This window comes from Pseudomonas sp. WOUb67, assembly GCF_050058005.1.
Classification (GTDB): domain Bacteria; phylum Pseudomonadota; class Gammaproteobacteria; order Pseudomonadales; family Pseudomonadaceae; genus Aquipseudomonas; species Aquipseudomonas putida_R.
The window spans coordinates 2843089-2864777 of the sequence record NZ_CP170112.1 but is presented as its reverse complement, the minus strand read 5'-3'; the positions used below and the strand labels follow the sequence as shown (position 1 = coordinate 2864777).

The following is a 21689-nucleotide window of genomic DNA, read 5'->3' as shown; positions in this document are numbered from 1 at the left end:
ATGCACAGGCATGGCGCACACTTGCTGGACGCCACGTCGGCGCGCTTCGCCCTCTGGGCACCTGATGCGCGCAGCGTGAGCGTGGAACTGGAGCAGCAGCCGGCCATCGAGCTGCTGCCCGACGACGATGGCTGGTACACCGGCGTGGCCCCGTGCAAGGCCGGTGACCGTTACCACTACCGTATCGACGGTGAATTGCAGGTGGCCGACCCGGCGTCGCGCTACCAGCCCGACGGCGTACAGGGCCCGAGCCAGGTGGTGGATGTGGCCGGTTACCACTGGCAACACCCTTGGCAAGGCCGGCCGTGGCACGAAGCGGTGATCCAGGAGCTGCATGTCGGTTTGCTCGATGGCTACGCCGGGGTTGCCCGCCAGCTGCCGCGCCTGGCCGAGCTGGGCATCAGTGCCATTGAGCTGATGCCACTGGGGCAGTTCCCCGGCGAACGCAACTGGGGCTACGACGGCGTGTTGCCCTACGCGCCACAAAACACCTACGGCAGCCCCGAACAGCTGTGCGCACTGGTCGACCAGGCACACGGCGAAGGGCTGATGGTGCTGGTGGACGTGGTCTACAACCACTTCGGCCCCGACGGCAATTACCTGCACCAGTACGCCAGCTCGTTCTTCCGCGAAGACCGCCAGACGCCCTGGGGCGCGGCCATCGATTTCCGCCGCCCGCAGGTGCGCGAGTACTTTATCCAGAACGCCCTGATGTGGCTGTGCGACTACCGCTGCGACGGCCTGCGCCTGGATGCCGTGCATGCCATCGACCAGCCCGATTTCCTGATCGAGCTGGCCCAACGCGTGCGGGCCGCCGTCGAGCCGGGGCGCCAGGTGTGGCTGGTGCTGGAGAATGAGCACAACCAGGCCGGCCTGCTGGAACAAGGCTTCGACGCGCAATGGAACGACGACGGCCACAATGCCTTGCACGTGTTGCTGACCGGCGAAACCGAAGGCTACTACGCCGACTACCAGCAACGCCCCATTGACCAGCTGGCGCGCTGCCTTGGCGAGGGTTTCGTGTTCCAGGGCCAGGCCAACCGGCATGGCACGCCACGCGGCGAGCCCAGCGGGCACCTGCCGCCCAGCGCCTTTGTGTTGTTCCTGCAGAACCACGACCAGGTCGGCAACCGCGCCCTTGGCGAACGCCTGACCCGCCTATGCCCGCCGCCGGCCCTGCGTGCAGCCACGGGCCTGCTGCTGCTGGCGCCGATGATTCCGCTGCTGTTCATGGGTGACGACGACGGCAGCTGCCGGCCGTTCCTATTCTTTACCGACTTCCATGACCAGTTGGCCGACGCCGTGCGCGAAGGCCGACGTGGCGAGTTCGCCCACTTCACTGCATTTGCCGACCCCGAGCAGCGTGAGCACATTCCTGACCCCAATGCCGAACAGACCTTTGAGTCTTCACGCCCGCAAAACAAGGAAGTGATCGCCGGCTGGCACGGCCTGTACCAGCAACTGCTGGACCTGCGCCGCCGCCACGTCATCCCGCACCTGCCCGGCAGCCGTGCGCTGGGCGCCGAGGTGCACGGCGACAAAACGCTAACCGCACGCTGGCGGCTGGGCGATGGCAATACCCTGCGCATTGACCTGAACCTGGCGGCAACTGAGCAGGCGGTCGAGCTGCCCGCTGCCTCCACCCGGCTGTTCGACAGCAGCGACACCCGACACCCAGATACCCAAATGGCCGCGTACAGCTGCGTGGTCAGCCTGATTCCCCCTGACCAGGAGCGCCCATGAGCGAAACCGCCCTGCACCGCTTGGCAAACCGCGTCGGGTTGAGCCGCGACTGGATCGACGCCAATGCCCGGCCCCAGCGCGTCAGTGACGAGGTGCTGCGCACCATTCTCGAAGGCCTGGGCCACGCTGCCGCTGACGACGACGCCATCGCCGCCAGCCTGCGCACGGTGGAAGCCGCCGAAGACAGCGAACACCTGCCGCCCCTGCTGACCGCCGACCTGGGCCAGCCACTGGCGCTGGCACGCTACTTCAGCGCCGCCAGCGTCGCCCACTGCACCCTGGAAGACCACGCCTCACTCACCCTGAAACTCGACGACCAGGCACACCTGCCCGGCGCGTTGCCAATCGGCTACCACCAGGTGGAAATCGACAGCCGCCACTTCACCGTGGCCGTGGCTCCGCCCCGCTGCTACAGCCTGGAAGACACGGTGCAGCAGCCGCCACCACGCTGCTGGGGCCTGGCCGTGCAGCTGTACAGCCTGCGTCGCCCCGGCGACGGCGGCTATGGCGACTGCCTGGCCCTGGAGCAACTCGCCCGCTCGGCTGCCGAGCGCGGCGCCGATGCCTTGGCCATCAGCCCGATCCACGCGCTGTCGGCCATCGACCAGGAACACTACAGCCCCTACTCGCCCTCTAGCCGCCTGTTGCTCAACACCCTGTACGCCAGCCCCGCCGCCCTGCTGGGCGAACGGGAGGTACGCATGGCCATCGAAGCCTGCGGGCTGGAGCAACAACTGGAAGAACTCGAGCAACGCCCGCTGGTCGACTGGCCACGGGCCGCCAGCGCCCGCCTGCGCCTGCTTGAAGCGCTGTACCAGGGCTTCAGCCAGGGCAACCACCCGCTGCGCAGCGATTTTGACAGCTTCCGTGAAGCCGGCGGCCAGGCGCTGGAGCACCACTGCCGCTTCGAGGTGCTGCAAGCCCAGGCGGTGGAGCACGGCCTGGGTGCCGACTGGCGCAACTGGCCCAAGGCCTGGCACGACCCCTACCACCCGGAAGTGGAAGCCTTTGCCAATGCCTACCCGGCCAAGGTCGAGTTCCATGCCTTCTGCCAATGGCTGACCGAACGCGGCCTGCAACGTGCCCAGGAAGCAGCCCGCGGCAATGGCATGGCAGTGGGCCTGATCGCCGACCTGGCAGTGGGTGCCGACGGCGCCGGCAGCCAGGCATGGAGCCGCCAGGACGAACTGTTGGCGGGCCTGAAAGTAGGCGCGCCACCCGACATCCTCAACCGTGCCGGGCAGGACTGGGGCATCTGTGCGTTCTCGCCCGAAGGCCTCAAGCGCAACGGCTACCGCGCCTTCATCGAGATGCTGCGGGCCAACCTGGCCCATGCCGGTGGCTTGCGCATCGACCATGTGATGGGCCTGCGCCGGCTGTGGCTGATCCCGCAGGGTGCCAAACCCAGCGAAGGCGCCTACCTCAATTACCCGCTGGACGACCTGTTGCGCCTGCTGGCACTGGAGTCGGTACGCCACCAGGCAATCATCCTCGGTGAGGACCTGGGCACCGTGCCCGACGGCCTGCGCGAAACACTGGCCGACAAGGCCGTGCTGGGCATGCGCGTGCTGCCCTTCGAACAGACCCAACCGGGCCAGTTCAAGCCGATTCTGGACTGGCCGAACAACGCCCTGGCCACCACCGGCACCCACGACCTGGCACCGCTGGCCGGCTGGCTGGAAAACCGCGATATCGACTGGAGCCACCGCTTGCAACTGATCGACACGGCCACCGAACTACACTGGCGCCAAGGTCGCCAAATAGAACACGACGGCCTGCGCCGCACCTTGGAGGCCAACTACGGCCCGTTGAAGGACAACGACGCAGTGATCGACGCCGCCATCCGCTTCGTTGGCCACACCCGTGCGCCGCTGGTCCTGGTGCCGCTCGAAGACCTGCTGGGCTGCGACGAACAACCCAACCTGCCGGGGACCACCAGCGGCCACCCCAACTGGCGGCGGCGCTTCACTCGGCCGGTGGCAGAACTGCTCGATGACGAAGAGGCCGCACGACGACTGGAACTGCTGGCCCAGGCCCGCGAACAAGCCTGGGAGCGTGACCGATGAAGCCACTGACCGCCACGCTGCGCCTGCAGTTTCACAGCGACTTCACCCTTGATCACGCCGTACCGCTGGTCCCGTACTTCGCCCAGCTGGGTATCAGCCACCTGTATGCCTCGCCCATCCTCAAGGCCCGCGCTGGCTCGCGCCACGGCTACGATGTGGTCGACCCAACCTGCGTCAACCCCGAGCTTGGCGGCGAGGCGGCACTGGAGCGGCTGGTCGCCGCCCTGCGCCAGCACGGCATGGGGCTGATCCTCGACACCGTGTCCAACCACATGGCCGTGGGCGGTGCCGACAACCCCTGGTGGCAAAGCCTGCTGGCCTGGGGCCGGCGCAGCCCGTATGCGGAGTTCTTCGACATCCAGTGGCACTCCAGCGACCCGCTGCTGGCCGGCCAACTGCTTCTGCCGTTCCTTGGCAGCGACTATGGCGTAGCCCTGAAGAATGGCGAGATACCGCTTGAATTCGACAAACAGCACGGCACGCTGCAAATCGCCCATTACGATCACCGCTTCCCGGTTTGCCCGGTCGACTATGGGTGGATTCTCGCCCTCAGCCCGGAGCCGGCACTCAAGGCCCTGGCCGAGCACTTCACGGCATTGGCCGAATCGACCACCGCGCTGGACGATGCCCTCCCCCTGCATACCGAACTGGCACGCCTGGTGCGCGAAGGGGCCGACCTGGAATCGGCGCTGGTGGCATTCGACAGCCGCGCCGACAATGGCCTCAAGCGCCTGCACCTGCTGCTGGAGCGCCAGACCTACCGCCTGGCCAGCTGGCGCACCGCTGCCGACGACATCAACTGGCGGCGCTTCTTCGACATCAACGAACTCGGTGGCCTGAGGGTGGAGCGCGCCGCGGTGTTCGAGGCCACCCATGCCAAGCTGTTCGAGCTGATCGAGCGAGGCCTGGTGGACGGCCTGCGCATCGACCATATCGACGGCCTGGCCGACCCGCGTGGCTACTGCCGCAAGCTGCGCCGTCGGGTGGATGGCCTGTTGGCGCAGCGGCCTTTGCAGGCCGCCCTGGAGCACTTCCCGATCTACGTGGAGAAAATCCTCGGCGCCGGCGAGCACCTGCACCGCGACTGGCTCACCGACGGCACCACCGGCTACGAATTCATGAACCAAGTCTCGCTGCTGCAGCATGACCCCGCCGGCGAAACGCCGCTGACCGAGCTGTGGGCGAATGTCACCGAGCGGCCGGACTTCCCTGAGGAAGTGAGGCAGGCGCGTCACCTTGTGCTGAATGCCAGCCTGGCCGGTGACTGCGAATCGGTGGCCCAGGCGCTGCTGCAGGTAGCCCGCAACGACCTGATGACCCGCGACCTGACCCTGGGGGCGATTCGCCGGGCCTTGCAGGCACTGGTGACGCATTACCCGGTGTACCGCACCTATTTCAATGCCTGCGGGCGCCCGGCTGAAGACGAAGGGTTTTTCCAGCAGGCGCTGGCCAACGCCCGGCACGACCTCGGCGAAGCCGACTGGCCGCTGCTGGACCACCTTGAGCAATGGCTGGGCGGGCAAGCCTGGCGGCATTTGCCACCGGGCCGGGCCCGCAAGCAGTTGCGCCACGCCTGTGTGCGCTTCCAGCAACTGACCGCGCCCAGCGCCGCCAAAGCCGTGGAAGACACCGCCTTTTACCGCAGTGCCCGGCTGCTGTCGCGCAACGACGTGGGCTTCGAAGCCGAGCATTTCAGCGCCCCACCCATGCACTTCCATAACGAAGCCCAGCGGCGCCTGCGCGACTTCCCCGACAACCTGCTGGCCACCGCTACCCATGATCACAAGCGCGGCGAAGACACCCGCGCACGCCTGGCCGTGCTCAGCGAACGCGGGCCGTGGCTGGCCAGCCGGGTGGAACACTGGCGTGAACTGGCCGAGCCGCTGCGCGCGCAGCTGGACGATGGCCTGGCACCCAGCCCCGGCGACGAGCTGATGTTGTTGCAAACCCTGCTTGGCAGTTGGCCGCTGGGCCTCGACCTGCACGACGACAACGCCCTGCGCCAGTACGCCGAGCGTATTCGCCAATGGCAGCAGAAGGCCCTGCGCGAAGCCAAGTTGCGCAGCAGCTGGAGCGCGCCGAACGAGGCCTACGAAGGCGCCTGTGCCCGCTACATCGATGGCCTGCTGCTGGACAACGAGAACGCGCAACTGCGCAAATCCGTGGCAGATGCCGCGCAACTGCTCACCTGCCCCGGCGCCCTCAATGGCCTGGTGCAGGCCCTGCTGCGCATGACCACACCCGGCGTGCCCGACCTGTATCAGGGCAACGAGTACTGGGACTTCAGCCTGGTCGACCCGGACAACCGCCGCGCCGTGGACTACGCTGTGAGGCGTCGCACCCTGGACGACGCCACGCCGCCAGCCGAGCTGCTGGCGCACTGGCACGATGGCCGCATCAAGCAGGCCCTGATCGCCCGGGTGCTGGACTGCCGCCAGGCCCACGCCGAGCTGTTTCGCCGTGGCGCCTACCTGCCGCTGACCGTACTGGGCAAACACGCTGACAAGGTGATCGCCTTTGCCCGGTTGGGCGACGGCGAGCGGGCCGTCATCGTCGCGCCACGCCTGGCCAGTACCCTGCTCGGTGGCAGCGCTACACCGTTGATCCCGGCACAGAACTGGGACGACACCCGGCTGGTATTGCCGTTTGCCTTGTCACCTGCCAACTCGACGGGACTTTTCCCCTGCGCGGCGGTCAGCTCTTCCAAGGAGTTGATGTTGAGTGCTGTGCTGGCGGAGTTTCCGGTCAACGTGTTGATACAACAATCTTGAGCATCAGGAGCGTCATGATGAGTGTCGATGAAAAGCGTATTCGCGAATTTGCCTATCAGATCTGGGAGTCGGAAGGTAAACCCGCTGGCGAGGAAGAGCGCCACTGGGAGATGGCCCGCAAACTGGCCGAGGCTGAGGCCCTGGCACCCAAGGCGGCACCCCGCAAGAAAGCCGCAGCCAAGCCCAAGGCCGCCGCTGAGTCCAAGGCACCTGCCGAGCCCAAAGTAGCTGCCCTGCCCGGGGTTAAACCCACCGCAGCGAAAAAGCCCCGTGCGGTGAAAAAGCCCTCTGCTGGTTAAGCCTGCACCGGCCTCTTCGCGGGCTTGCCCGCTCCCACAGGTACACCACCAACCTCCAGCCCTGCGGAGATTCTGTGGGAGCGGGCAAGCCCGCGAAGAGGCCGGTGCAGGCCATCACAATTCCCTTTCCACCAAGGCCCTACGAGGATCGCCATGAGCCCCCGCACCCCTAAGAAAACCCGCTCGGTCGCCCCATCGCGCATCCGTGAAGGCATGCCCTTCCCCCTCGGCGCCACCTGGGATGGCCTTGGGGTCAACTTCGCCCTGTTCTCGGCCAACGCCACCAAGGTCGAGCTGTGCCTGTTCGACTCCACCGGCGAGCAGGAAATCGAGCGGATCGAGCTGCCCGAATACACCGACGAGATCTACCACGGCTACCTGCCCGACGCGCACCCCGGCCTGGTCTATGGCTACCGGGTGTACGGCCCCTACGAGCCGGAAAACGGCCACCGTTTCAACCCCAACAAGCTGCTGATCGACCCCTACGCCAAGCAACTGGTCGGCAGCCTGAAATGGTCCGAGGCCCTGTTCGGCTACACCATCGGCCACCCCGACGGCGACCTGTCGTTCGACGAACGCGACAGCGCGCCCTTCGTGCCCAAATGCAAGGTGATCGACCCGGCCTTCACCTGGGGCCGCGACCAGCGTGTGCTGATCCCCTGGGAGCGCACGATCATCTACGAAGCGCACACCCGCGGCATCAGCATGCGCCACCCTGCAGTACCGGAAGAGCTGCGCGGCACCTTTGCCGGCCTTGCCAATGACGAGCTGCTCAAGCACATCAAGGACCTGGGTGTTTCCAGCATCGAACTGCTGCCCATCCACGCCTTCGTCAACGACCAGCACCTGCTGGACAAGGGCCTGAACAACTACTGGGGCTACAACAGCATCGCCTTCTTCGCCCCCCACCCTCGCTACCTGGCCAGCGGCAAGATCGCCGAGTTCAAGGAGATGGTTGCGCACCTGCATGACGCCGGGCTGGAGGTGATCCTCGACGTGGTCTACAACCACACCGCCGAAGGCAACGAACGTGGCCCGACCCTGTCGATGCGCGGCATCGACAACGCCTCGTACTACCGGCTGATGCCGGACGACAAACGCTACTACATCAACGACTCCGGCACCGGCAACACGCTGGACCTGAGCCACCCCTGCGTGTTGCAGCTGGTCACCGACTCGCTGCGCTACTGGGCCGGTGAAATGCACGTGGATGGCTTTCGCTTCGACCTGGCGACCATCCTGGGCCGTTACCACGACGGCTACAGCGAGCGCCACGGCTTCCTCGTCGCTTGCCGCCAGGACCCGATGCTGAGCCAGGTGAAGCTGATTGCCGAGCCGTGGGACTGCGGCCCCGGTGGCTATCAGGTGGGCAACTTCGCCCCGGGCTGGGCCGAGTGGAACGACCGCTTCCGCGACACCGCACGTGCCTTCTGGAAGGGCGACGAAGGCCAGCTGGCCGACTTTGCCGCACGCCTGACCGCATCGGGCGACATGTTCAACAACCGCGGTCGCCGGCCGTATTCCTCGGTCAACTTCATCACCGCCCACGATGGCTTCACCCTGCGCGACCTGGTGTCGTACAACCACAAGCACAACGAAGACAACGACGAGAACAACCAGGACGGCACCGACAACAACCTGTCGTGGAACTGCGGTGCCGAGGGGCCGACCGACGACCCGGACATCAACGCACTGCGCATGCGCCAGATGCGCAACTACTTCGCCACCCTGCTGCTGGCCCAGGGCACGCCGATGATCGTCGCCGGCGACGAGTTCAGCCGCACCCAGCACGGCAACAACAACGCCTACTGCCAGGACAGCGAAATCGGCTGGGTGAACTGGGACCTGGACCAGGACGGCAAAGAGCTGCTGGCCTTCGTCAAACGCCTGACCCGCCTGCGCCTGGCCTACCCGGTGCTGCGCCGCTCACGCTTTTTGGTGGGTGACTACAATGAGGCTATCGGAGTCAAGGACGTGACCTGGCTGGCGCCGGATGGCAGCGAGATGAGCGTGGAACAGTGGGAAGACCCGCACGGGCGCTGCCTGGGCATGCTGATCGATGGCCGCGCGCAGGTCAGCGGCATTGCCCGGCCAGGGTCCGAGGCCACGGTGCTGCTGATCGTCAATGCTCACCATGACGTGGTGCCCTTCAAGTTGCCGACGGTGCCCGACGGCGATTACTGGAGCTGCCTGGTCGACACCGACCGGCCGGAGTTGCGCAAGGGGCAGCACCTGCAGTTCGACAGCACGTTCGAGGTCAAGGGACGGTCGATGCTGCTGATGGTGTTGCAGCGCGACGAGGAGTGAACCCGAATGGCTGGTGCGTGTCCCCTGTAGGAGCAGCCTTGTGCTGCGAAGAGGCCTTTACAGGCACAAAAAATGGTCTGCCTGTCAGGCCCTTTCGCAGCACAAGGCTGCTCCTACAGGGATCCGCGCAACTCGGTTGAATGAGGAGGAATTGTGAACCCCGAAGCCGGCAGTAAAGGTTTCGCCAGCGTCAACCAGGCCCAGGCCGTGAAGCGGCTGCGGGTACTGACGGTGAACACCCACAAGGGCTTCACCGCCTTCAACCGGCGCTTCATCCTGCCGGAACTGCGCGAGGCGGTGCGCAGCACCCAGGCCGACATCGTCTTCCTCCAGGAGGTACTCGGCAGCCACGACCGCCACGCCGCACGCTACCCCGGCTGGCCACAGACCTCGCAGTACGAATTCCTCGCCGACAGCATGTGGAGCGACTTTGCCTATGGCCGCAACGCGGTCTACCCCGATGGCCACCACGGCAATGCGCTGCTGTCCAAGTACCCGATCATCGAACACCGCAACCTCGACGTGTCGATCACCGGGCCCGAACGCCGCGGCCTGTTGCACTGCATCCTCGACGTACCCGGCCAGCACCAGGTGCATGCCATTTGTGTGCACCTGTCATTGCTCGAAAGCCACCGGCAGAAGCAACTGCAACTGCTGCGCAAACTGCTCGAGTCGTTGCCGGCCGAGGCCCCGGTGATCATTGCCGGCGACTTCAACGACTGGAAAAGCCGCGGCAACCGCACCCTCGGCCTGCAGCCGGACCTGCACGAAGCGTTCGAGCGCCACCACGGCCATCTTGCCCGCACCTACCCTGCCCGCCTGCCACTGTTGCCCCTGGACCGCATCTACCTGCGCAACGCTGAAAGCCATGGGCCACGGATTCTGGGGCACAAACCTTGGTCGCACCTGTCAGATCACTTGCCGTTGGCGGTGGAGGTCAGGCTCTAGCAATCATTCTTCATAGCCACGAAGCGGGAAATAGCGAACCCCGCTATACCCTACTGATTCACTCGTGAAATCAAGTGCTTGAGGGAACCTACATAACCTGAACAGTCCTTTCACGCTTTCTTGACGCAAGCGGCGTCCTCTCCTTAGCTGAACATTACCATGCAGTAAAGATCTCGCGCCGGGCCTCTAGCTCGCGCCTTCGTGCGCGCTTGCAAAGGCTGGCGTGCTGGTTTGGGTCGCCCCCTGTTTTTGCCGTACAGCTCGTGACAACAGGCCAGGTCCTCGGGCTGTACCTCACAAAAACAATAGGAGATCCGCCATGAAAAGCACCTCGAACCCCTTGCGCTTCGACAGCATTTTCTACGCGGTTTCCACGTCGCTGCTTCTGGCAACCCCGGTGGAAACTTTCGCGTACGAACTGCAGGGTGACCCCACCTCGCCCGGTTTTTTACAACAGCCTGCAATGCCGCAGATGTCGCTCGACCCGGTCAGCGCCAGTGGCTTGAGCATGGGCACCCTGAATGCGTTTTCGCAAACCATGAGCGCGCGCCACGGGCAGGCGGCGCCGGACCTGATCGCCAGCCAGTGGGCGCAGTTTTTCCCAACCACCTCGCGCAGCGGCTCGCAACCCCCAGACCAACTGGAGGCCCCCAGCCAGCAACTGACCATCGGCCCGGACCTGTTCGTGCGTGAAACTGCAGCGGGCAATGTGCACCGCGCAGGGATTTTCGTGGGGCACAACAACCTGCAGAGCAGCTTCAACGGCATGCGCCCGCTGCTGGGCGACAAGCAGCGCAACGCGGTGAACCTGAGCGGGGAAAGCCTGGGCGTGTACTGGAGCATGACCCATGAACAGGGTTGGCACCTGGATGCCGTGGCCATGGGCTCACGCATCGATGTGCTGGGCCGGGGCGAAAACGGCCAGCGCCTTGACGAAAGCGGCCATGCAATGACCTTTTCGGTGGAAGGCGGCTACCCGATCCGCCTGGGCGGCAACTGGGTGATCGAACCCCAGGCACAGTTGATCAACCAGCAGTTCTTCCCCGGCAACCAGGTGCAGGAAGAAACCTTGCAGGCCTTCGACAGCCAGCCGAGCTGGAGCGGCCGGGTCGGTGCGAAATTGTCCGGGCGCTACGAAGTGCGCGGCATGCCCATCGAACCCTATGTGCGGACCAACGTGTGGTACGACTTCAGCAATCCCGACGAGGTGAAGCTGGACCAGGTCGACAAGATATCCAGCTCGCGCTATTCGACCACGGTGGAACTGGGCCTGGGGCTGGTGGCGCGGGTGACGCCTTCGGTGGCGTTGTTTGTGAGTGCTGATTACAGCAGCGATGTGGATGACAATGACCTCAATGGGCTGATTGGCAGCCTTGGGGTGCGGATGCGGTGGTAGGCAGGCCCGGCCCTTTCGCAGCACAAGGCTGCTCCTACACAGTTACAGCGCCGATATCCAGAACGGCGCCGTACCTGTGTAGGAGCAGCCTTGTGCTGCGAAGAGGCCGGTACAGGCAGCGAATCAAGCCGGTTTCAGTATCAGAACCCCAAGCGGCGGCAGGTTCAGCGCCAGCGACAATGGCTGCCCATGGCTGGCAACTGCCTCACTGGCCACTGCCCCCAGGTTGCCAACGTTGGACCCGGCATACAGCCCGGCATCGCTGTTCAGCAGCTCCTGCCAGCGCTCGCCAAACGGCACGCCAATGCGGTAGCCCTCGCGTGGCACCGGGGTGAAGTTGGCCACCACCAGCACCGGCTCGCCGCTGCTGCTCCAGCGCAGCCAGGCGTACACGCTGTTTTGCGCGTCGTCACCGATCAGCCACTGGAAGCCCTGCGGCTGGCAGTCCTGCTCGTGCAGTGCCGGTATGTCGCGGTACAGCCGGTTCAGGTCGCTGACCAGCCGCTGCACGCCTTGGTGCTCGGGGTATTGCAACAGGTACCAGTCCAGTTCGCTGTCGTGGTCCCACTCACGCCACTGGCCGAACTCGCAGCCCATGAACAGCAACTTCTTGCCCGGGTGCGCCCACATGAAGGTGAGGTAGGCGCGCAGGTTGGCGAACTTCTGCCAGCGGTCGCCGGGCATCTTGTCGATCAGCGAGTGCTTGCCATGTACCACTTCGTCGTGGGAGATGGGCAGGATGAAGTGCTCGGAATAGGCGTAGATCAGCCCGAAACTCATCTCGTTGTGGTGGTGGTTGCGGTGCACCGGGTCGTTCTGGATGTAATGCAGGGTGTCGTGCATCCAGCCCATGTTCCACTTGTAGGCAAAGCCCAGGCCACCCTGCTGGGTCGGCTGGCTGACGCCGGGCCAGGCGGTGGACTCCTCGGCGATGATCAATGCACCGGGGGCCTCGTGGGCAGCCACGCCGTTGAGGTGGCGGATGAAGTCGATGGCCTCCAGGTTCTCGCGCCCGCCGTGGCGGTTGGGCACCCATTCGCCGGCCTTGCGCGAATAATCGCGGTACAGCATCGAGGCCACCGCATCGACCCGCAGGCCGTCGATGTGGAAGTGCTTCAGCCAGTGCAGCGCCGAGGCCATCATGAAGCCGCGCACTTCGTTGCGGCCGAGGTTGTAGATCAGCGTGTTCCAGTCCTGGTGGTAGCCTTCCAGGGGGTTGTCGTATTCGTACAGGGCGGTGCCGTCGAAACGCGCCAGGCCGTGTTCATCGGTAGGGAAATGCGCCGGCACCCAGTCCAGCAGCACGCCAATGCCGCCTTGGTGGCAGGCATCGATGAACGCGGCAAAGTCTTCGGCACTGCCGTAGCGCGAGGTGGGCGCAAACATCGACAGTGGCTGATAGCCCCAGGAGCCGCCGAACGGGTGCTCCATGATCGGCAGCAATTCGATATGGGTAAAGCCCAGTTCCTGCACATAGGGCACCAGCCGCTCGGCCAGTTCGCGCCAGTTGTAGTAAGGCCCGACTTCGCCCGCCTCGTCCAGCTCGCAGCGCCAGGACCCTGGGTGCAGTTCGTAGATCGACAGGGGTGCGTTGTAGGCATGGCGCTGGGCGCGTTGTGCCATCCAGTCGTGGTCTTGCCACGCGTGGCTGAGTTCACCGGCCACCTTGGACGCGGTGCTCGGCGGCAATTCGGTCGCGCGGGCCAGCGGGTCTGCTTTCAGTGGCAGTATCCCGTCCTTGCCCAGCACCTCGAACTTGTAGGTTTCGCCCACGCCCAGGCGCGGCACGAACAGCTCCCACACCCCGGCGCTGTGGCGCAGGCGCATGGGGTGGCGGCGGCCGTCCCAGTTGTTGAAGTCACCCACCACCGACACCCGCCGGGCATTCGGCGCCCACACCGAGAAACACACACCGTCGACGCCCTCGACCTGGATCGGTTGGGCGCCAAAGCGCCCGGACAAGTCGCGGTGGTTGCCTTCGGCGAACAGGTGCAAGTCCATGTCGCCCAATTGCGGGCCAAAGCTGTAGGGGTCTTCGGTGACTTGCTCGCCACCGGCCCAGCCGATGTGCAACAGATAGGCTTGTGCATCATCGAGGTGCGCGGTGAACAAGCCCGGCACTGCGCCTTGCACCATTTCGGCCAGGACGCGCCCATCATGGCGCGCCAACACCCGCGCACTCAGCGCAGTGGGCAGGAAGGCGCGGATAAACACCCCGCTTTTGCCATCGCCGTGGGGGCCTAGCACTGCGAAGGGATCGGCGTGCTCGGCGCGGGCCAGGGCATCCAGGTCCCGTTGCCGAAGGCCGCCGTTTTCACGCGTGGTTGCATTCATCTATGACTCTCCCCAGGTACTGATCAGTCCATGCAGGCCATGCAAAGGCACGGCCAGCCAGCTCGGACGGTTTTCGGCTTCATATGTGATCTCGTAGGCGGCTTTTTCGAGGCAGAACAGTTCCAGTGCGGCGCGCTCGGCCTGTTGCCAGGCATGGGGCATGGCGGCGGTGGCCAGGCCATAGGCTTCGACGAAGGCGTGGCGCGACTGATGCAGGTACTGCCGGGCAACCCGCTGACGAGCCTGCTGCGCCGGGCCGGAAAGGTCGACCGCAGACGCGCTGCGCAGGATCATCGCAGCAGCATAGTCGAAGGATCGCAACACGCCGCTGACATCCTTGTACGGGCTGTGTTTTGCCCGGCGCTCTTGCAGTGGGCGCGACGGTTCGCCCTCGAAATCGATCAGGTAGGCATCGCCCTGCACCACCAGCACCTGGCCCAGATGCAGGTCGCCGTGCACCCGCATCAGCAGGCCACCCTCGGCCTGGCCCGCCAGGTTGGCGACGTGCTGGGCCAGGCCATCGCGCTGTTGCTGCAGGTCGTCGATCAGGGCCTGGCTGTCGCGGTCGAGGCTGTCACGGTGCTGGGCCAGCAGGTCGAGGGCGTGGATCAGTTCGGCGCTGATCTGCGCACCCCAGCGCTGGCTGTCGTCAGCATCGCTGGGGCGTGGGCGGAAGGCCTCATCGTCGGTGGGCGCGGCCAGCAGCAGGTGCATCTCGCCCAGGCGTTGGCCGAGCAAGGCGGCAAAGCCTGTGAGTTCCAGCAAGGCATCGGTGTGTGCCTCGGCATCGCGGCTGGGTGGGGCCATCTGGTCGCGGATGGCACGCTCCAAGGTGTTCTGGGTCCAGCCCCAGGCGTCGCCCTGGTTGCTCAGGTAGCCTTGGGCGATCATCAGCAGGTGAGGGGCGTTTTGCTCATCCACCCGGCTGACCCAGGCCAGCAATGGCGAGATATTGGCAAAGCCGGCAGCGGTCAGGTAGGCGCTCATTTCCAGTTCCGGGTGAATGCCCGGGTTGACCCGGCGGATCAGCTTGAGCACCACGCGGTCGCCGATCACCACCGAGCTGTTGGACTGCTCGGCACTGAGGTAACGCACTTCACTTTCATCGTTCAGCGCCAGGCCTGGCAGCAGGTCGGTGCATTGGAAACGCAGCTCGCCCGCGCCGCTGCCACACGGCAGGCGCAGGCCATCCTGGCAGGCGCGCAGTACCGCGCGGATGAACGGTTCGAGCACGAAGGCATCGGTAATCAGGCCAACCTGATGGGCACGGCGCACCCGCGACAAGGCCAGCTGCTGCGGCAGTGCGGTGTTGATCTGGTCCTCGGGTAGCAGGCCAAACGGCAGCTGGTAGCGGTTGGCCACACCGTCGCTGAGCACTTCAATTTCGCTGAGCAGCACTGGTGTGGTGGCAGTAGCGAAACGCACCCCGTAGCACAGGCGCACTTCGTCGATGGGCCCTTCCTTGCCGGCGAACCAGCGCCGCTTGGGCAGGTATTGCGGCAGGATAGTGGTTTGCAGGGTGTCGCGGGCGGGTGCTTCCAGCAGTTCTTCCATGCGCTTGCGCAAAACGAGCGTGGTCAATTCGGGTAACCCCTCGGTGGCCTGGATGTGCCAGCTGGGCATGCGGTCGTGGGCGGCCAGCAGGAACCAGTAGAAGGCATAGGGTGGCAGGGTCAACAGGAACGGCAGTTGCCCGATAGGCGGGAAGGCGCTGCCGCCGAGCATCTCTACCGGTACTTTGTCGACGTATTGTGACAGTTCAAGTTCCGCCGCCTGGGCCGCGCGGGAAACGTTGGCCACGCACAGGATCACCTCGGTGTGGCCATCGGCATCGGTGTACTCGCGGATATACGCGAGGATGCGCCGATTGCTGGGCGTGAGGGTGCGCAGGCTGCCGCGGCCAAACGCCTTTTGCTGCTTACGCACGGCCAGCATGCGCCGGGTCCAGTTCAGCAGCGAGTGCGGGTCGTGGCTCTGGGCCTCGACGTTGACTGTCTGGTAACCGTACAGCGGGTCCATGATCGGCGGCAGCACCAGGCGCTGCGGGTCGGCGCGGGAAAAGCCGCCGTTGCGGTCGGGCGACCACTGCATGGGGGTGCGCACGCCGTCTCGGTCACCCAGGTAGATGTTGTCGCCCATGCCCAGTTCATCACCGTAGTACAGGGTGGGCGTGCCGGGCATCGACAGCAGCAGGCTGGTGAGCAGCTCGATGCGCCGCCGGTCACGCTGCAACAGCGGCGCCAGGCGCCGGCGGATACCCAGGTTGATGCGGGCGCGGCGGTCTTCGGCGTAATAGTTCCACAGGTAGTCGCGCTCGCGGTCGGTGACCATTTCAAGGGTCAGCTCATCGTGGTTGCGCAAGAAGATCGCCCATTGGCAGTTGGCCGGAATTTCCGGGGTCTGGCGCAGGATGTCGGTGATCGGGAAGCGGTCCTCCATGGCCAGGGCCATGTACATGCGCGGCATCAGCGGGAAGTGGAAGGCCATGTGGCATTCGTCGCCCTCGCCTTCGCCGAAATACGGGCGGGTGTCTTCGGGCCACTGGTTGGCCTCGGCCAGCAGCATACGGTCGGGGTAGTTGGCGTCGATTTCCGCGCGAATGGCCTTGAGCACCGTGTGGGTCTCGGGCAGGTTTTCGTTGTTGGTGCCGTCGCGCTCGATCAGGTAAGGAATGGCGTCCAGGCGCAGCCCGTCGACGCCCAGGTCAAGCCAGAAGCGCATCACCTTGATCACCGCATCGAGCACCTGCGGGTTGTCGAAGTTCAGGTCTGGCTGGTGCGAGTAGAAGCGGTGCCAGAAGTACTGGCCGGCGACCGGGTCCCAGGTCCAGTTGGACTTTTCGGTGTCGAGGAAGATGATGCGCGTGCCGTCGTACTTCTGTTCGTCATCCGACCACACGTAAAAGTCCCGCGCCTTGCTGCCGCGCTTGGCATGGCGGGCGCGCTGGAACCACGGGTGCTGGTCGCTGGTGTGGTTGATGACCAGCTCGGTGATTACCCTCAGGCCGCGCTTGTGTGCCTCGGCGATGAAGCGGCGGGCGTCGGCCAGGGTGCCGTAGTCGGGGTGCACGGCCTTGTACTCGGCAATGTCGTAGCCGTCGTCGCGCCGTGGCGAGGGGTAGAACGGCAGCAGCCAGAGGGTGTTGACGCCCAGCTCGGCGATGTAGTCGAGTTTGCTGATCAGGCCGGCAAAATCACCGATGCCGTCGTTGTTCGCATCGAAGAACGACTTGATGTGCAACTGGTAGATGACGGCGTCCTTGTACCAAAGCGGGTCGTCGATGAAGGCTGCCGGGCGGGAACGCTTGGCCATGGGTGACTCCTTTCATTTTCCAGGTTGCTCTGCAAGCAACTGACTTGACCCATCCCTGTGGGAGCGGGCATGCCCGCGAATCAGGCACCGCGGTGTTTGGCACCGGCGCCGCCGGTGTTCGCGGGCGCGCCCGCTCCCACAGGTTTCACTTAGCCTTTTCGATACGCCAGATACCGAAGGGCTGGTGCCAGGGTTCGAGGCGCATGAACTGGGTCTTGCCGTACCAGGACCAGCGATGGCCGTTCATCAGGTCTTCGCCATGGGTTTCTGCGTCGTCACCCAGCCCCAGCTCCCAAAGCGGCAGCTCGAAATGCGCCTCCTGGGCGTTGTGCGGGTCGAGGCTGATCGCCACCAGGACGTAGTTGTCGCGCTCGGGCGTGCGTTTGGCGAAGTACAGGATGTTGTCGTTCCAGCAGTTGAAAAACGCCACGCCCAGGTGGGTTTGCAACGCGCGGTTCTGCCGGCGGATGCGGTTGAGCTGGGCGATCTCGGCAATGATGTTGCCGGGCTGGGTGAAGTCGCGCGGGCGGATTTCGTACTTCTCCGAATCCATATACTCCTCCTTGCCCGGCAGCGGCGTGCCCTCGCACAGCTCGAAGCCCGAATACATGCCCCACAGGCCCGAGCCCATGGTCGCCAGCGCGGCGCGGATGAGGAAGCCGGCGCGGCCAGAGGTGTGCAGGAAAAACGGGTTGATGTCCGGCGTGTTGACGAAGAAGTTGGGGCGGTAGCACTGGCTCCACGGCGGCTGGTTGAGCTGCTCGTAGAATTCGCGCAGCTCCTGTTTGGTGTTACGCCAGGTGAAGTAGGTATAGCTTTGCGCGTAACCGACCTTGCCCAGGCGCGCCATCATCGCGGGCTTGGTGAATGCTTCGGCGAGGAAGATCACATCCGGGTAGCGGGCGCGCACATCGGCAATCATCCATTGCCAGAACGGCAGTGGCTTGGTGTGCGGGTTGTCGACCCGGAAGGTTTTTACGCCCTCCTGCACCCAGCCGATGATCACATCACGCAGCGCCAGCCACAGGCTCGGCACTGAGTCGGGGGCATAGAAGTCGACGTTGACGATGTCCTGGTACTTCTTCGGCGGGTTCTCGGCATAGCGGATGGTGCCGTCCGGGCGCCAGCTGAACCAGCCCGGATGCTCCTTGAGCCAAGGGTGGTCCTGGGAACACTGAATGGCGAAGTCGAGGGCGATTTCCAGGCCGTGCTCGGCAGCGGCGGCGACCAGCCGGCGGAAATCTTCGCGGCTGCCCAGTTGCGGGTGAATCGCCTCGTGGCCGCCCTCGGCGCTGCCGATGGCGTAAGGGCTGCCGGGGTCGCCAGGTTCGGCCTGCAGGGCATTGTTGCGGCCCTTGCGGTGCTGCATGCCAATGGGGTGGATGGGCGGGAAGTACAGCACGTCGAAACCCATGTCGCGGATCATCGGCAGCCGTTCATGCACATCGTTGAAGGTGCCATGGCGCTCGGGGCTGTCGGTGATCGAGCGCGGGAACAACTCGTACCAACTGGCGAACTGCGCGGCCGGGCGGTCGACATCGACGGGGAACTCGCCACTGCGGGCCAGGTAGCTGCGGTGCCCCGCTTCACCCATCAGTCGCGCGGTAGCCGGGTTAAGGAACAGTGCCACTTGGTCGTCGCTGTTCAGGGTGGCCAGGCGTTGCTGCGTGGCCTCAAGCTCCTCGCGCAGGGCGCCGCTGCACAGCTCGATGCCCTTGCCCAGCATCAGCCGGCCTTCTTCCAGCTCCAGCTTGACCTCGACACCGGCGTGGTACTTTTTTTCCAAGTCGTGGCAGTAGGTGGCGAACGGGTCGATCCAGGCCTCGATACTGAACAGGTGCGGGCCCAGCTCGGTGGGGGTGAACTCGGCCAGCCACAGGTCGTTGCCCGGCGAGTGCATGGGTACGCAATGCCAGCGGCGGCTGTTGGCCTGGCGCCAGTTGAGCATCACCGCCAGGCGGTCGTGCCCATCGCAATAGACCTTGCTGCTGACAGCCACCGGCTGGCCACTGATGGCCTTGGCCGCGAAGGTGCCGGCTTCGAGCACGGGTTGGGTGTCTTCGATCACGATGCGCGGCGCGAGCAGCGCCTGGGACAGGCTGATGGCCTGGTCCGGGTGATCACTCGCCGTGGGCACGCTTTCAAAGGGCTCGTTACGTGACATCGACCTTGCTCCCTCAGGCTGGTGGCAGTAAGGGTTCAGAGCCGGGCACAGGCGTGGGGTTCAAAAAAATTGAGCGAACGGCAACTGCCAGCGGTCAGAGCCTGCAGCACCTCTTCATTCACCCACGCGAGGTCAGGCCATGAACATTCCCATTCCACCGGAAACCCCCGATCCGAACATCGACGACCCCAGCTTGCCGCCGCCCGTGCCGGAACAAGAACCGGACGAACTGCCGATCAAGCCGACCATGCCACCGACGGTGGGCGACCCGCCGAGCCAGGAGCCACCGGTGAAGGTTTAAGGGTAGACCAGGATTGTGTGCTGGCAGGACCGGCCTCTTCACGGGTAAACCCGCTCCCACAGGGATTACGCCAACCTTGCAAGTGGCGCCATACCTGTGGGAGCGGGTTTACCCGCGAAAGGGCCGGCTGAGCCAACCCATCAACCCGCAGATACCGCCGAGATCTCCGCCACACTGATCTCCCGCATCCTGAACTTCTGCACCTTGCCCGTCACCGTCATCGGGTATTCGTCAACGAAGCGGATATGCCGCGGCACCTTGAAGTGTGCGATGCGTGCCTTGCACCAGCCCTGCAGCTCTTCCACCGTGGCGCGGTGCCCGGGGTGCAGCTTGATCCAGGCCACAATCTCTTCGCCGTAGCGACTGCACGGAATGCCGATCACCTGCGCATCGGCCACGGCCGGGTGGGTGTAGAAGAACTCCTCCAGCTCACGCGGGTAAATGTTCTCGCCGCCGCGAATGATCATGTCCTTGTTGCGCCCGACGATGCGCACGTGACCATGTTCATCCATCACCGCCAGATCACCCGAATGCATCCAGCCAGCCGGGTCGATGGCATCTGCCGTGGCCTGGGGGTTGTCCCAGTAGCCGAGCATCACGCTGTAGCCGCGGGTGCACAGCTCGCCAATCTCGCCGCGCGGGACGATACAGCCGTCGGCGTCCACCAATTTGTTTTCCAGCTGCGGCTGGGTGCGGCCGACGGTGGTCACGCGCAATTCCAGCTCGTCGTCCGGGCCGGTTTGCAGCGACACCGGGCTGGTTTCGGTCATGCCATAGGCGATCTGCACTTCGGCCATGTGCATCTGGTCGATGACCCGGCGCATCACCTCGATCGGGCAGGTGGCACCGGCCATGATGCCGCTGCGCAGGGTCGACAGGGCCATGCCCTGCCGGGCCGGGTGGTCGAGCATGGCAATGAACATGGTCGGCACGCCGTACAGGATGCTGGCGCGCTCCTCGGCGACAGCGCGCAGGGTGAGTTCGGCGTCGAAAGCGTCGTTGGGGTAGATCATGGTGCTGCCGTGGGTGATGCAGCCGAGGTTGGCCATGACCATGCCGAAGCAGTGGTACAGCGGCACCGGGATCACCATGCGGTCGTTTGCCGTCAGGCCCAGGCTTTCGCCGACCATGAAGCCGTTGTTGAGGATGTTGTAGTGGCTGAGCGTGGCACCCTTGGGCGCGCCGGTGGTGCCGGAGGTGTACTGGATGTTTACCGGCTGGTCGAATTGCAGGCTTAGCTGGCGGGCGGTGAAAGCCTCTGCCGAAGCTTGCCCTGCCCGCTCGGCCAATGCGCGCCAGGGCAGGAAGCCGGCAGGCGGGTTGGCGGCCAGGCTGATCACGCCACGCAACTCGGGCAGGCGTTCACTGGCCAGTTCACCGGGTGCGGCGCTGGCCAGTTCAGGCACCAGTTCCTGGACCATGGCGTGGTAATCAGAGGTCTTGAAGGCATCGGCACACACCAGCCAGCGGCAGCCGGACTGACGCAGCACGTATCCCAGCTCACCCACGCGATAGGCCGGGTTGATGTTGACCAGAATCGCGCCGACCTTGGCGCTGGCCAGTTGCAGGATGCACCACTGGGCGCAGTTGGGCGACCAGATGCCGACACGCTCGCCGGTGTTCACGCCCAGGGCCATCAGCGCGCGGGCATGCACTTCGACCTGTTCGGCCAGCTGGCGCCAGCTGTAACGCAGGCCTTGATGACGCGACACCAACGCCTCGCCGTCAGCACAGCGGGCCACGGTAGCATCGAAGGCCTGGCCGATGGTCTGGGTCAGCAAGGCTTGGTCCTGGCGACCGCGGGTATAGCTCGGTTGACTCATGGGTGTCCCTTCTTGTGGTTGTTCTGGGCACGACTGAAGCAAGCGGGGAATACTCTGGCGCAGATTTACGTTTACGTAAAGGTGATGAGTGGATTGACAGTAACCCAATGCAGGTTTACGTTAACGTAAAGGTGATGAACGACACCGGTTTACTGGCAAAACACCGACCCTGTGGGAGCGGGTTTACCCGCGAATGCGATCAGTCAGGCAATGACGGTGACCCTG

12 protein-coding genes are annotated in these 21689 nt (G+C 64.9%); 8 read left to right on the top strand and 4 right to left on the bottom strand.

From position 1 onward, the window contains the following. From treZ to ABOC32_RS12780, 7 genes are all read left to right on the top strand, one after another. The gene (gene treZ, locus ABOC32_RS12810) at positions 1–1743 is read left to right on the top strand and encodes a malto-oligosyltrehalose trehalohydrolase (protein WP_426811277.1); all 1743 of its coding nucleotides are present in this window, start codon (positions 1–3) and stop codon (positions 1741–1743) included. Beyond that, entirely contained in the window at positions 1740–3809 is a 2070-nt protein-coding gene (gene malQ / locus ABOC32_RS12805; protein ID WP_426811276.1) for a 4-alpha-glucanotransferase, read from the top strand. Before treZ ends, malQ begins: the two co-directional genes overlap by 4 nt. Beyond that, positions 3806–6580, top strand: coding sequence for a malto-oligosyltrehalose synthase (locus ABOC32_RS12800; RefSeq protein ID WP_426811275.1), 2775 nt, complete (start codon positions 3806–3808; stop codon positions 6578–6580). Before malQ ends, ABOC32_RS12800 begins: the two co-directional genes overlap by 4 nt. A 14-nt stretch (positions 6581–6594) precedes the next feature. Continuing rightward, on the top strand, positions 6595–6879 hold the full coding sequence (locus tag ABOC32_RS12795) for a DUF2934 domain-containing protein (RefSeq protein ID WP_426811274.1): 285 nt from the start codon (positions 6595–6597) through the stop codon (positions 6877–6879). Positions 6880–7032: 153 nt separating this feature from the next. Continuing rightward, complete coding sequence (glgX, locus tag ABOC32_RS12790; RefSeq protein WP_426811273.1) at positions 7033–9186, top strand: glycogen debranching protein GlgX; 2154 nt, start codon at positions 7033–7035, stop codon at positions 9184–9186. Between the two features lie 153 nt (positions 9187–9339). Next, complete coding sequence (locus tag ABOC32_RS12785) at positions 9340–10134, top strand: endonuclease/exonuclease/phosphatase family protein (protein WP_426811272.1); 795 nt, start codon at positions 9340–9342, stop codon at positions 10132–10134. A gap of 319 nt (positions 10135–10453) precedes the next feature. Beyond that, on the top strand, positions 10454–11530 hold the full coding sequence (locus ABOC32_RS12780; RefSeq protein WP_426811271.1) for an autotransporter domain-containing protein: 1077 nt from the start codon (positions 10454–10456) through the stop codon (positions 11528–11530). 123 nt (positions 11531–11653) lie between these two features. On the opposite strand, the gene glgB is transcribed toward ABOC32_RS12780, so the two are convergent. The 3 genes from glgB to ABOC32_RS12765 form a co-directional block, all read right to left on the bottom strand. Then, complete coding sequence (glgB, locus tag ABOC32_RS12775) at positions 11654–13864, bottom strand: 1,4-alpha-glucan branching protein GlgB (protein WP_426811270.1); 2211 nt, start codon at positions 13862–13864, stop codon at positions 11654–11656. After that, entirely contained in the window at positions 13865–17176 is a 3312-nt protein-coding gene (treS, locus tag ABOC32_RS12770) for a maltose alpha-D-glucosyltransferase (protein ID WP_426811269.1), read from the bottom strand. Between the two features lie 145 nt (positions 17177–17321). Continuing rightward, entirely contained in the window at positions 17322–19340 is a 2019-nt protein-coding gene (locus ABOC32_RS12765) for an alpha-1,4-glucan--maltose-1-phosphate maltosyltransferase (protein ID WP_426811268.1), read from the bottom strand. Positions 19341–19479: 139 nt separating this feature from the next. Here ABOC32_RS12765 and ABOC32_RS12760 point away from each other — a divergent pair, with 139 nt between their 5' ends. Beyond that, complete coding sequence (locus ABOC32_RS12760) at positions 19480–19641, top strand: hypothetical protein (RefSeq protein ID WP_426811267.1); 162 nt, start codon at positions 19480–19482, stop codon at positions 19639–19641. A 140-nt stretch (positions 19642–19781) separates the two neighbouring features. On the opposite strand, the gene ABOC32_RS12755 is transcribed toward ABOC32_RS12760, so the two are convergent. Beyond that, positions 19782–21464, bottom strand: a complete 1683-nt coding sequence (locus ABOC32_RS12755; protein ID WP_426811266.1) for an AMP-binding protein — start codon at positions 21462–21464, stop codon at positions 19782–19784. Between the last annotated feature and the right edge of the window lie 225 nt (positions 21465–21689).